At 37.5% G+C, this 13379-nt stretch carries 13 protein-coding genes and 1 pseudogene; 8 read left to right on the plus strand and 6 right to left on the minus strand.

Going from position 1 to position 13379, the window contains the following annotated elements; translation table 11 throughout:
* Positions 1-94: 94 nt before the first annotated feature.
* Entirely contained in the window at positions 95-679 is a 585-nt protein-coding gene (locus U8D43_RS02865) for a Crp/Fnr family transcriptional regulator (protein ID WP_335869466.1), read from the plus strand.
* Here the strand turns inward: U8D43_RS02865 and U8D43_RS02870 are convergent.
* Positions 676-1392, minus strand: coding sequence for a DUF4386 domain-containing protein (locus tag U8D43_RS02870; RefSeq protein ID WP_335869467.1), 717 nt, complete (start codon positions 1390-1392; stop codon positions 676-678). The genes U8D43_RS02865 and U8D43_RS02870 overlap by 4 nt on opposite strands.
* A gap of 519 nt (positions 1393-1911) precedes the next feature.
* On the opposite strand from U8D43_RS02870, the gene U8D43_RS02875 reads away from it, so the two are divergent.
* The 3 genes from U8D43_RS02875 to U8D43_RS02885 all read left to right on the plus strand — a co-directional run bounded on the left by U8D43_RS02875 (position 1912) and on the right by U8D43_RS02885 (position 4296).
* Positions 1912-2175, plus strand: a complete 264-nt coding sequence (locus U8D43_RS02875; RefSeq protein WP_335869468.1) for a hypothetical protein — start codon at positions 1912-1914, stop codon at positions 2173-2175.
* A gap of 6 nt (positions 2176-2181) precedes the next feature.
* Positions 2182-3696 (plus strand): sensor domain-containing diguanylate cyclase, encoded by a 1515-nt coding sequence (locus tag U8D43_RS02880; protein WP_335869469.1) that lies wholly within the window; start codon positions 2182-2184, stop codon positions 3694-3696.
* A gap of 69 nt (positions 3697-3765) precedes the next feature.
* Positions 3766-4296, plus strand: a complete 531-nt coding sequence (locus tag U8D43_RS02885) for a GNAT family N-acetyltransferase (RefSeq protein WP_335869470.1) — start codon at positions 3766-3768, stop codon at positions 4294-4296.
* Positions 4297-4479: 183 nt separating this feature from the next.
* On the opposite strand, the gene U8D43_RS02890 is transcribed toward U8D43_RS02885, so the two are convergent.
* The gene (locus U8D43_RS02890; RefSeq protein ID WP_335869471.1) at positions 4480-6021 is read right to left on the minus strand and encodes an esterase/lipase family protein; all 1542 of its coding nucleotides are present in this window, start codon (positions 6019-6021) and stop codon (positions 4480-4482) included.
* Positions 6022-6478: 457 nt separating this feature from the next.
* Here U8D43_RS02890 and U8D43_RS02895 point away from each other — a divergent pair, with 457 nt between their 5' ends.
* On the plus strand, positions 6479-6775 hold the full coding sequence (locus tag U8D43_RS02895) for a nucleotide pyrophosphohydrolase (protein ID WP_335869472.1): 297 nt from the start codon (positions 6479-6481) through the stop codon (positions 6773-6775).
* Positions 6776-6899: 124 nt separating this feature from the next.
* Here U8D43_RS02895 and U8D43_RS20875 read toward each other — a convergent pair.
* Positions 6900-7232, minus strand: a pseudogene (locus U8D43_RS20875) (GGDEF domain-containing protein); the annotation flags it as partial.
* 12 nt (positions 7233-7244) lie between these two features.
* The gene (locus tag U8D43_RS02900; protein WP_335869473.1) at positions 7245-7961 is read right to left on the minus strand and encodes a GGDEF domain-containing protein; all 717 of its coding nucleotides are present in this window, start codon (positions 7959-7961) and stop codon (positions 7245-7247) included.
* 368 nt (positions 7962-8329) lie between these two features.
* On the opposite strand from U8D43_RS02900, the gene rlmD reads away from it, so the two are divergent.
* Entirely contained in the window at positions 8330-9691 is a 1362-nt protein-coding gene (gene rlmD / locus U8D43_RS02905) for a 23S rRNA (uracil(1939)-C(5))-methyltransferase RlmD (protein WP_442893547.1), read from the plus strand.
* Between the two features lie 789 nt (positions 9692-10480).
* Here rlmD and U8D43_RS02910 read toward each other — a convergent pair.
* Positions 10481-10807 (minus strand): YbjQ family protein, encoded by a 327-nt coding sequence (locus U8D43_RS02910; protein WP_335869475.1) that lies wholly within the window; start codon positions 10805-10807, stop codon positions 10481-10483.
* Positions 10788-11021 carry a hypothetical protein gene (locus U8D43_RS02915; protein ID WP_335869476.1) on the minus strand — a complete coding sequence of 78 codons (234 nt, stop codon included), beginning with the start codon at positions 11019-11021 and terminating at the stop codon, positions 10788-10790. Before U8D43_RS02915 ends, U8D43_RS02910 begins: the two co-directional genes overlap by 20 nt.
* Before the next feature lie 657 nt (positions 11022-11678).
* Here U8D43_RS02915 and U8D43_RS02920 point away from each other — a divergent pair.
* Positions 11679-12089, plus strand: a complete 411-nt coding sequence (locus U8D43_RS02920; protein ID WP_335869477.1) for a hypothetical protein — start codon at positions 11679-11681, stop codon at positions 12087-12089.
* A 12-nt stretch (positions 12090-12101) separates the two neighbouring features.
* Positions 12102-13322 (plus strand): translocation protein TolB, encoded by a 1221-nt coding sequence (locus U8D43_RS02925; RefSeq protein ID WP_335869478.1) that lies wholly within the window; start codon positions 12102-12104, stop codon positions 13320-13322.
* Positions 13323-13379: the final 57 nt, after the last annotated feature.

Raw genomic sequence — 13379 nt, forward strand, 5'->3', positions numbered from 1 at the left:
AAATTAGTCTTTAATCCTGTATGGAATTTTATTTGGAGCAATGCGAGTTGAATGGTTTGGGACATGAAACCTGTCACACAGAAAGGAGAATGATATGAAAGATATTCTCGTTAAATATATGAAGCGATTTATGAATCTAAGTGATAAGGAACTCGAAATAATGACGGCGGATGTACCTGTAAAAACATTCCCAAAAGGGACCGTCTTATTACATCAAGGGGAGATTCCTAGTAAATGTTACTTTGTTTTAACAGGCTGTGTTCGACAATATGCTGTTGATGAAAATGGTAAGGAGAATACATCCTATTTTTATACGGAAGAGCACAGTGTGACGATTTTCACTCAGCACTCGACAGATCCAACATCCAGATACTCCTTAAGCTGTCTTGAAGAGTGTATTTTAGTTGTAGGCGACCTATTGATTGAGCAGGAAATGTACGATACGCATCCGGATCTTGCGACGATGACACGTAGGATGATGGAAGGAGAAGTCGGCCAAATGCAAGCGGATTTTGCTGACTTCATCTCCTCGACGCCTGAACAAAGATTTCAAGCATTACAGATTAAAAGGCCGGAACTAATTGACCGAGTACCACAGCATCAGCTCGCCAGTTATTTAGGAATGACCCCTGAGTCCTTAAGCCGTATTAAAAAGCGAGTAGAACGAAGGCGGGATTAGCCAGGCGTTTCTATTTTTCTTCCTTTGAACAGCAACCACATTCCAAAACCAAGCTCACCTGCCATCATCGGTACACTCAAAACTATTTCAAGGCCATCGGTTACATGATCCCAAAGTGGAAAAAAACGATGCAAAATATGGATTAGCAGATAGCTTGCCCCCGCAATTACCAGCAGAATACTAATGAAATTTGGAATAGGAATTGCTCGCCTTCCTATTGCTCCAATGACTAAAAGATGTGCACCAAATACGATTAATCCGATCGACCAAATCGATTCAAAAGCCAAGATAGAACTCGTAACTTCTGAAACTAGTTGAGCGTCTGAAGTTAGGTCAAAAGATATCTTCCCCTGTACGAGGTTATGAGCGATCACTAACCGAGAGACAGCTGCAGCAAGGATGCCTGTATAGACAAGACGGAGTATTCCAGCTAAGAGTGAATAGCCTGGATGGTAAGGCTTTAAGAACATATAGAATGCCCATGAAACGAGAAGATCTGTTAGAATAATTACTCCCCATCCAATAAGCTCGAATCGAAATAAGGGAAGCGAAGTTTGAATATTTTTGAATGTGACGGCAGGATCTTCAACAACTAATGAAGTGTGAACATATCCGTAGGAGAAAATTGCGGCGATGGTCATGATGAGTAAAGAGATAGCTGCAACCATGGCTGAAGAATGCTGGCTATTTGTAGAGTTAATTTCTGTTGTCATAATGAACCCCCTTTCGTGCTTATTAGTAGTGTATATCAAAAGTAAAGGGAATTCATTGACTTAAATCAATAGGTAATGGTTGTTGTTGAGATACTTGTTTTTAGAAGGCTGTTTTTGCAAAGATTGTGGCTTTTCGTATCAGTTAATCATCTGTAATATAGCTTTGTTTCGGGCATCATTTCGTCTGTTTTTGATAGAAATCAACAATGAAATGGAGGATTTAATCAAAAATTAGATGAAATAGCCACAATGTATACGAAAAGAGCCTTTAGAAAGGCTGTTTTCGCAAAGTTTGTTGCTTTTCGTACCAGTCTATAAACGTTGATATAGCTTTGTTTCGGGCATCATTTCGTCTATTTTTAATGAAAATCAACAGTGAAATGGGCTATTTAATCAAAAATTAGATGAAATAGCCACAATGTATACGAAAAGAGCCTTTAGAAAAGAATGAATAAATAGCCAATTCCATTTGAGAATATTGTATTATTAGAATAGTTTAAATTAAGATAGGTGATACGGATGTCTGTTCGGAATGTTGAAAGAGTCATTAATAAGAGTGTTGTTACACTCTGTATTCTTCTACTTGTTATTTTGTTTAGTCCCGAGGTATCACAGGCAAAAGAAACACAAAAAGGGATCAAGTTAGGTCTTCATTATGAAGTACTAGTCGATCCCACGAATGACATAACGATTGAAGATTTGCTGACAGGGAAATATGATGAAAATTTTGTTCCTAGTGAATCTGAATATCAATATTTTGGTTATACATTTGACACGATTTAGTTAAGGTTGAATCTAGTAGACTTTCAAGCTCAGATCAATATTGATGATGTATTATGGTATGAATTCGCTGATAAAATAGAGTCGGTGGATGCGTTTTTTGTAAAGAGCAATCAAAGCTTTGAGGAACATAACGGAGGAATTAATGCCTTACGAACGAGGGACGTTCCTTATCGTTCGATTCTTTTTAAATTAGAGGATCCCGAAATTGAGAAGATTTACATAAGATTAGAAGCAAGTCAAATTCCCATCATGCAAAACTCAAATCTTTACAGCACGGAAAGTTTGCTTAATAGAATTATTCACTATAAATTCAACACGGGGATATTCTATGGCTTCATGATTTCGCTTGCCTTCTACAATCTCTTTTTATTTTTCATTTTAAGAGAAAGGGCGTATTTATTCTACGTTTTATACATTTTTTCGTTTATTTTCCTACAAATAGCCATGAATGGACTCGATATAGAGTATTTTGGAAAAATTTTTCCTGCTGTGTTTATTGTTGATTTTCTGGACTATGCTGCACTGCTTACCTGTGTATGTATGATTTTATTTAGTAAAGCTTTTCTTCAATTAGCTGTTTATTTACCCATATTAAATAAGGTTCTATCACTCTTAATGTATACCACTGTGTTAACGATATTGCTGTTCTCATTTATCCCAGATCAACTGACAAATACATTAGGTCCGTTACTTGCCGTAATAATCACGAGCATATTATGGTTAGCTGGATTGCGGGTAATGCTTCGAGGCCATAAAAGTGCGAGGTACTATTTAATTGGCTGGAGTATCCTGCTAATATCCATCACGATTCAAGCGTTTTCTTTCTTAGGGATCTTCCCAAACCATCCTTTAATTTATGAAGTGATTCCGCAGACGGCTGCCGCATTAGAAGCACTTTTCCTATCTATTGCCCTAGCGGATCGAATTAAGATATTGAAAGAAGAAAAACAAGAGGCGCAAGAGGCACTCAATCATAAATTAGAGGAGTTGGTAGCACTTCGTACAACAGAATTAGATAGTGCAATGAAACAGCTTGAAAGTCTTTCGAACATAGACCAGCTCACGAAAGTGTATAATCGAAGAAAACTAGATCAAGTGATTGATTTAGAAATTAGCAAGAGGAAAAAAGATGATACAAATTTGTCCATTATTCTACTCGATATTGACTATTTTAAGAAGATAAATGATGAATATGGCCATCAAATCGGTGATCAGGTTCTAGTGAAAGTAGCAGAGGGGGTCGGCTCATTGCTTCATAGGGATATGACTTTTGGACGATGGGGTGGAGAGGAATTTTTGATTATCTGCCCGAACCTTTCACTAATCCAAGCGAAAAGTTATGCAGAACAAATTCGTTCTACAATAGAATCTATGAACCTCTCGATAGACTATCACCTAACTTGTAGTTTAGGGGTCACGTTCTATGAGAGCGGAGAATCTTGGGGTACGTTGATGTCAAGAACGGATAAAGCCTTATATAAAGCGAAGCACCTGGGTCGTAATCGAGTCGAAGTGGCCTGAGATGGACAAGGGGACTGCGCATACTACGTCCTGAATCAGCAGTTAAAGTTATTGAATAGGAGGATTAGAATGTCAGAATTCACAAAAGCTACTAAATGTAATATTAGAACCGCAACGATCGACGATGCAGAAGTTGTACTAGATATACAGATTTCGGTCTTTTCTGAAGGCGATTATTTTATTTCAGAATCTGAAGAGTTTTCTAAAACCCCGGCAGAACAAAGAGAATGGATACAGGGCTTACTAGAGAATGAAAAGAATACCTTACTTGTAGCTGAAGTAAACGGTGAGGTTGTTGGGTGGGTTGTTTTTATTTCACAAGATAGAAAGAGAACAGCTCATACAGGATCATTTGGGATCATGATTAGTAAAAAATACAGAGGAATAGGGGTGGGGAAACGCCTCCTTACAGCCTTATTGGATTGGGCTGAGAAAAATCCTCTAATTGAAAAGGTAAGCTTGGGGGTGTTTTCAACAAATGATAGAGCCATTTCCATGTACCGAAAAATGGGATTCACTGAAGAAGGTAGAAAAATAAAAGAATTTAAGATGAAAGAAAACGTATATGTTGATGACATTCTTATGTACAAATTAGTTTAACTTAGACGAGGTGCCTGTCCCCTGTCCCAATGGATAGCAGGGAGGACTCAAATAAAGAGTTCTCCCCTACTAACACGTTTTGGTTTTTGAGCTAGGAATTTAATCAATTTCAACAATAATAGGGGCATTAGATCAATAATTACAGAACCAACTGCTCAGTCAGAGATGATGATAGACTGATAGTTAGTAATTATAATAGGATTTTACTGCCGTTCGGTAATACTTTTCGCCATTTTTTGTTGTACCTATAATTTCGTACGTGACATTAGAGGTAGTGGACTCCATAACATTGTTAAAGTCGACACTATGCTCCATTTCTCTTTTGGTTTGATTTGGTTTTTTATTTTTGATTTTTTTATCAATTTTGATTTTTTTGGATGACGAATCTTTTTGTTTGGTGAAATTCTTCGTATCTTTTGCTTTTCTTTCTAGTTCTGACCACGTCATATTGAGGGATTTTGATCCTTGAAAATTTGTAACAATAAAGTAAGCATCTTCCTTCTTACTTTCCATTGAAATTTTCCATTTTCCTGCTTCAGGTTTGTTTATTTTAAAGGTTTGAATAAATGCATCTTTAAAATAGTCTTTATCCACATAATTAGTGTACTGTTTGGAGCTTTGTGAATATTGTTTCCCTTTTGGCGAGGTAAGGGTTAAATTGACATCACTGCCACTAGTCATCACCTGGAATACGACTTGATGATTTCCTGATTCAACCGGAATCATTTCGGTCACTGCTATATTTGAAGCTAAGCTATCCCCTCTTAATAACTGTTCTGGTATGTAATTGGAATCTACTGATTCTGATGAGAAGCTTGTAGGTGAAAAGGATGTGGCGCTTCCGCTAAGTATTGCATCAATCTGCTTAAAAGAACTTGAACCAGTACGAATATTATCGTGATTTATATTATCACCACCCGAATAGAAATGCTTACCATAGGGGAGCTGTGTACTCCAAACCGGAACGAGTCCATCATTATCGCCTCCGAGGTATAAGCCTCCAAACCAAAGAGCAGAGAATAACGGTCCCCATCCTGTACCAGAAGCAGTGTAATAATTATTTTTGAATGCGTTTTCATTATTATCGATAAGAGAACGGAATTTTTCCATTTCCCCTGTTTGCATAGAATAGGTTCCATCATCCGTACGTTCAATTAGCTCAGCTAACCAGCCAGCATACCAACTGTAGGCTAAATCAGCTAATGGAGAGCCAGAGTGTGGAGTTGAGAGGGTAATGACGTCGTCAACGAATGGCCATGCTCCATAATGAACCAAGGCAGCCTGGGTATCGACTCCACCTTTACTGTGAGCAACAATCGTCACTTTTTCACCAAAATAGTCATAAATCTCTTCTAACATGTTAGCCAGCATTTTTCCATTATGCCACATATCTGCTGCATCTCCGCCAGTTGAATCCTCTAATTGTACAAAGGCTGTGCGATACCCATTTAAATAGGCATGTTGATACATATCATTTTTCCCGTAGTATACCGTTTCTTTCCACCATTCCTTAGCATTTCCGTGAAGTCCTTGTACGAAGACAATAGGGGATTTATTAGGATTAACGTTGTTAGGAATCGCACCTACGAACCAAGTTCCTGGTGTATCTGTAACTCCTGCTGGACTTGGAACACTAGCATTCGCATTTTCACTTGCTATCATACTCGAAGGTAATAATAAAAAGACAAGCAGAAAGAGAGATGAAACTAGCTTTAGTTTTTTCATTTACACAGCTCCTTTTGAATATTAATTCTTCATAGTGAATTATATATTATTTTTACTGAATTTTTAAAAAATAATAGAATAATTGTTAAAGTTAATAGAATAGTCCTATAATTGTAAAAGTATGTTGGTACATAAAGTTGATGTGGGATGATAAGATTTAAATATATGTTTATCATTTGAAAATTTTTAGGTGTCTGATGTGAAATTAATTCATAGAATAAGTTAAAATCTAAGGTGCTATCCTGATATAAAGATTAATGGGAGATGTAACTATCCTTTCGAAAGTAGCAAAATCTAAAAGAATATATTTGTAGCCAATGGGAAAGAAGCTAACTAAGTAAAGTCAAGCAATGAGGAGTTGAAAGAAGAAAAAAATCGGTTCAGCTAGAATGTCAACTTGTTAGACTACACCATATTTTATGACAGAAAAAAATAGAATGATATAAAAGGAGATCTTATGGAAAAACTAATTAAAGAAGTCATCAAATTCAGAGATGAGCGCGGGTGGAATCATCACAACCGTGAAAAAGACTTGGCGGTTTCGATCGTCCTGGAAGCGAGTGAGTTGCTGGAGAACTTTCAGTGGAAAGCAAGCGAAGAAGCAACAGAAGCAAATCGTCAAAACATCAAAGAAGAGATGGCTGACGTTTTCATATATTTAGTGCAGCTTGCGGATTCAATGGATATTGATTTGGAAGAAGAGGTATATAAAAAGCTTGAGAAGAATGCTCTAAAATATCCAGTTGAATCCTGAAGTCTTTTTAAAGGCTCGGTTCGTAAATTTTGTTGCTCCTTGCACAAAATCATATATGTCATGGATTTTATTCCTATCCAAAAGCCACAATCTTTGAGAAAACAACCTTGTATAAAAAGAGACACTAGGAACAAACGACTTTATTTCTCCCACTTTCTTTCGCTTCATAAAGTGCATCATCTGCCCTTTTGAGAAGATCCTTACTGTTCTCAAAAGGAAGGTATTGGGTCACTCCAAAGCTGCAGGCGAGTGGACTGTTTATACAAAAGTGATGGGCGTAGATAGTGGCTCTCAAATGCTCACAGATGCGTTTTGTAGCTAATTTATCTTGATTAAGACAAATGAGCAGAAATTCCTCTCCGCCCCATCTCCCAAAATGATTTCCTTCACTTAGAGAAGCATTTACTAATGTGGCAAGTTCTTGTAATACTTTATCTCCGCTATCATGACCGTAAGTATCATTTACTTTTTAAAAAAAATCAACGTCAAATAGGGCCACAGATAGAGGAGTTGCAGAGAGTGTAGATGCTGCTATTCCTTCTTGAAGAAGCTCATCCATTCTTCGTCGATTTGGAAGTGCGGTCAAATAGTCCGTGTTTGCAATGTGATGAGCAGTCTCTGCTTGAAGGTAGAATTCAATAATTTTTTGTAAATAGAAAAGGGAAAAGATATACACTAAATTGGAAATATAATATTGAATAAGGGTATCAAGCGTATCAACACTTAACTGCATACTGAAAAATACATGATAAATTCCAGGAAGTAACGTTAATACATAAAGAAGTAACGAAAGGTTAAGTGCTTTTTGTCCCCTAAAAGTAAAGAAAAATAAAATATAAATTAATGCCATCCAATGTGTTACGGTTCCAATATATTCATACCGACCGAGGTCAAACAGAATGGAATCATAGATTCTTAGTAGGTAGATAAAGGAACTGATACCTACTGCTGCTAACTCCGTGAAACGAAGTGAATTTCTGTGAAACAAGAGGACTAAATAGATTATTGAAAGTCCAACACATAATGTGATAAATGTAATGCCATTAAGGATATCAAGTGTTCCTTTCATGAAGAGGAGCAGCAAAATACCGGAATAGGCAATAATTAATATAGGCAGCAAATGAAGATAAGTCTTTTCTTTCAACTGGCTGAAACGGCTGTCTTCGTAAAAAAGTTGGTTCTTCATGTCTCATCATTCCTCATCAATCAAATGGGAAATTCTGGTTATCTTTTTTATTATATCATGAATTACGACTAAATAATTTCGATATAATATTAATTTCTCATAAACAATCTGAATTATTAGTCTTTTGGTGTGGTTGTGATCTAAAGAGCTTGGGTGCCATATCTAGAATTAACAGAGGTCCATTCAGTAGTCTGAACAACTTGTTAATTTCTACTAACTCCGATTTTATTCCATATTAGGTATTCGTCCTTTATACTAGGAGAGGATGTAGTATAATAAGTGATTAGTTTATTCATTAATAGTTATATATAGCCTTAAGCATAGGTAAGAAGGAGGAGCAAGAATTGACGAAAGTTAAAGGTGAAACAATGATTGCTGATATCGAGCAATTTGATAGTAAAGGTTCAGGAATCGCTATAAATTGGCGCGAAAATGAACATGGTAATCCAAAAAAATTAAAACTTACGATTCCGCAAACATTACTAGGAGAAAAAGTGCGTGTAACAGTCGACCAGCCGGAACGGAGAAGAAGAAAGGCCATGCCGGACGAAATACTAGAAGCACATCCGGAAAGAACAGATGCACCGTGCCCGCATTTTGAACGTTGCGGAGGATGTGTCTGGCAGCACTGGGAGTATTCAGGTCAGTTAAGTCAAAAGACTGAGCATGTGAAGCAGGCAATTAAAGCACAAGGTTTTGATCCAAATCTCGTTGAAAATACGATAGGGATGGATGAACCTTGGCGCTATCGTAATAAAATGGAATTTACCTTTTCTCCAGATGGGTCACTTGGGTTGCATGAGCAGGGGAATTTCCGCAAGATTATTTCATTGGAAACATGTTTAATCGCAAGTGAAGAAATGGTCGCTGCTGCGATGGAAGTAGCAGACTGGGTAAAAGATCATGAATTAAAAGGGTACAACAAAGATCTACATGAAGGATTGCTACGCCACTTAATGGTTCGACAATCATTTGCGACAGGAGAACTCATGTTAGCTTTGTTTGCGACAGAGGCACCTGAGGACCATCAAACAGCGGTAGCTGATTTGGTGCATCGTATCGGCGAAAAATTCCCAAGTGTAAAAAGTTTGTTATGGCTCGAGAACACGAATTGGGCCGATCGCACCCAATCAGAAAAAAATCATCTTCTAGCCGGACGCGATTTTATTTATGATGAAATGGATGGCTATCGATTCCGTCTTTGGTTTGATACGTTCTTCCAAACGAACCCGACACAAGCACAGAAATTGGTCGACTTAGCGATTGAAATGGGTCAACCAAAGAAAACAGAAAAAATGATTGATCTTTTCTGTGGAGTTGGGACGTTCTCCCTACCATTCGCTAGCAAAGTAGGCGAGCTTGCCGGAATTGAAATAGTTGAGAGCTCGATTGAATCAGCTAAACGTAATGCAAAAGATAATGGAATAGAGAATACCACCTTCTTGGCGAAGGATGCACGAAAAGGAATTGACGAAATGCTGGAGAGCTTCGGTCGTCCAGAGTTATTACTCCTTGATCCACCCCGTTCAGGTGCAGGTGGGAAGGTTATGAGACGAATTGGACGTTCCCAACCCGAGCGAATTGTGTATGTATCGTGTAATCCGGATACATTTGCTACAGATATTAAGGAGCTTGAAGCATTTGGCTATTCTTTACAAGGAGTTCAGCCAGTGGATCTGTTCCCTCATACGGTACATGTTGAGTGTGTTGCCAGTTTAGTATTGAAATAGGAGGCTGTTTTCGCACCAGTCTATAGACGGTCATATAACTGTGTTTCGGAGCATCTTTTCGTCTTTTTTTGATGGGTATTAACAGTAAAATGGAGGGTTCAATCTAACATTAGACTAAATAGGAACAATGTATACAAAAGGAGCATAACAGTAAGAGGATTGGAAAGGGCTCTGAAGAAATTGACAAGAGAAAGAGGAATCCCGAAATCTGCTACAAAGAGTTTTCGGGATTCCTTTTTTCTGTCTATCAGTGAATAAATTGGTCTCATTCAGATCGAGCGAACCTAACCAGTCACTGCTCCTCTTTAAGGCTAATGGTAGCCCTATAGCTCCCAAGTAAAATAATGAAGATGAATATGTAGAGAAAAGCGGACCTACCTTGAATATATACATCGCTGTCAATGCGCGTCGAGAGGTAAATGCCTATGAACACAAAACTATCATAGGCATAAAACCTACCCTTGATTATTTGGCTTCTATAGCGCATAACAAGAATGTCTGAAATTGTAAAAGTAATGAGGGAAATTCTTAAATACAACTGAGGTTCATAGAAAAAGAGGCTGATGAACAGACAGAGTGCTGCAATAAAATTGATAAGGCTAGACCATTTGATGTCAGACATAATTTCGAGACTCTTTTTTTGAATATTCATATTTTACTATTTTGTCATGTGGTTTGTAGGGAGAATTTTGCACATTATTTTTCTTCGTAAACACAACTAAGGCACAAGAAGCATTGGACAGTTTGTTGTGCCTTTTGCGTGAGAAGCTTCCAATAAGTGTTCTTTTTTTATACCTTAGTCTGCTTCAACTTTACTGCTGTTCCGTATACAAGTAACTCAGACGCACCTTGCATTATTTGTGATGTGACAAAACGAATATTTACAATTCCGTCTGCTTCAATTTCCTTTGCTTCTTCGACCATCAGATGCATGGCTCTTTTACGAGCATCAGTTAGCATCTCAGAGTATTCCTTGATTTCTCCACCGAATAATGTTCGAAAAGCGGCTGTAATATCCTTCCCAATATGCTTGGCTTGAACGATATTGCCTCGAACTACTCCGAGCATTTCCTCAATCTCATAACCAACAATTTCTTCAGTATTTACTATAATCATTGTTTTCTTCCTCCTTTTTCTCTTTTAAGCGGTCTCGATAAACGCCGATGATCAAAATCAATGAACCGATAAATCCAATAAGGATCGCGGCAACGATGCCGTAATACGCTTTATCGACAAAAGCTTCAGCTTGAATGAACGAAATCAGAGCTAAGTATGAAAGAGTTAACAAAATTAAGGCAAGGATAATTAAGGAAACACCTATTCGTATCACAATTGAATTCCTCCTTTTCTGACAAAGAATATTTTGTTCAATTTATGTTGCACTAGTCGCTTTAAGTCCTCATAATTTATTGAAATATTGATTTGAGAAAAGCCGTCCATTTCTTTTGACGAAAAAAACACAAGGTCACAGTTTTTACAATTCAATAAGGTGGTTTTCGCAAGGTCTGTACAATAGTTTTGTTTCGGGGCACTTTATCACCTGTTTTTCATGGAAATCAACAGCAATATAGAGGCTGCAGTCTAAAGTTAGTTGAAATAGCTTCAATGTATACAAAAAGAACCTTCAATACTGAAAAGCTAGAGGTGCTAAAAACCCAATAATCTTCTTCAACTTTTCCTTCATGCTCAGGGAATGTGACAGGATGTGAATCGGTGCAACTGAAAGAATGATCGAGAAATTTTAAACGTGTTTCCTGCTCGTTTTAGTCATTAGTATAAAGCAGAGCATCTTGGTATGTAGGACTTCACTTATTTGAAAAATCTTATTGAAATTCATTCATTGCCTGAAACCATAATTGATATTTTCGACAAGGTGTGCTGATTTTCCTTCCTCTACGGATAGTTGATATATATGAATTTACGAGATTCTTCGAGGTCATCTAAAAGTTAGTGAAGAAAAAGGAATCGTCTCCAAAAGTTAAGCAGAGTGGTTAAACCCAATCATCATGGGCTGTTAGTACTAGACTTATCTGAAGTAAGTATTGCGACGGTTGCTTCACGATTTTCCTTACTGAGATATGCTCGCTCTTTTAGTAAACTTATAGTAGAAGAATGCCAGGTACTAAGTGGGGCTCAGATGAGGGGTTTTGTGAGTCATGAGCTACTAAAGTTCAGTAAAAAAACAATTGCAATCGAAGAGACAGAGGTATTGTTAGCGAGTTTGCCTCTCTGGTTCTTTTTTGAAGAAGAGGGGATTATAAAAGGGACAGGGCCTCGTCCTTCCTTCAGTAAAGTATCCTCTGATGTTTCAATATCTAGGAGTGGGATTATCCAATTTTATATGCTGCATCAATACTTAATTGATTTTCATCCATTTATTAGGACACTCTATGACTAGGAGTGATAATGTATGGGAATGAGGTTTTTATTATTATTAGTATTTTTGATTATTTCCTTTTCAACAAGGGTTGATGCGGAAATTCCTCTTAAAGCTGCATTTATCCGCGATCATCAGTTATGGATGGTAGAAGGTGAGGTGGAAATTCAATTAACCACAGGAAGGGATGTGTATTCTCCCAAGTGGTCTAAGGATGGTCGATTTATTGCGTATTTGGACCGTGATCAACAGCAAGGAAAAAACTATTTATATCTTTACGATACGGAAAAAAAGGAAAGCTACCAGCCGTATAAAACCATTGAAACGAGAAATTATAAATGGTCGCCAACTACCAATCAATTAGCGTACAATGCGGGTGGTGTTCTGAACGTGACAAAAACAAAAAATGGACGACCAGAAGGATTTGAAAATGTGTCTCTCGGAGTGAGTGATTTTACTTGGTTTCCGAATGGAAAAGCGTTTATCGTCTCCTCGCATTCGAACTTACTTCCATCTGGATGGGAACCAGTTCATCTATTCACTGTTCCAGTAGATGCAAAACTCGATTTGAATAAAATCCAACCTTTTTTCACGATTCCAACGAATACGACCAACTTGTTTGCTATTAATGCCCAATATTTTAAATGGAGTTCGGACGGAAAATGGGTTAGTTTCTTAGCTACTCCTACTGCTTCGTTGTCTAATGATAGTAATACGCTTTGTGTTCTATCATCAGAAGGAAAGAATTTTCAAGTGTTAGGAAAAATGCTCTGGTTTAAAGATTGGATGAAATGGGCCCCAACCAAAAATCAATTAGCCTTTATTGCGGGAGAAGGTCGATTTTTTGTGGAAAATAAAAAAACAACGATTGCAGATATTCCGACTATGAACACCCGCAAGGAATATACTCCAAAAGGGTATGTAGATCTCGATTTAGTGTGGTTTTCTCCAGATGAAGTGATTGTCGCGCGGGCAAAAGAAAATAAAGAGTGGAAAGAAGGGGGAGTTCCGACGATGTTCACGAGGCTTTACCTTATTAATCTAAAATCAGGAGACCAAAGACAGATTACCTTTCCAGATAACAAAATGGTCGATGATACCCCGCAAGTAGTGGGAGGGGGCTATATTACTTGGTTTCGAAAGAAGGGAAGGGAAAGACAGGGAGATGTTTTGTATAAAAAGAAGGTTAATGCTTCTGAGGAGATGTGGATAAAAAAGGTAGACTCTGCTCCGGTATTTTACATCGGTAGGTAAGATAATCACTATTTTCCTTTGTTAATAACCATTCTTTTCTACTTTCCTATAGCGACA

It is taken from the genome of Bacillus sp. 2205SS5-2 (assembly GCF_037024155.1).
Lineage (GTDB): Bacteria > Bacillota > Bacilli > Bacillales > Bacillaceae_K > Bacillus_CI.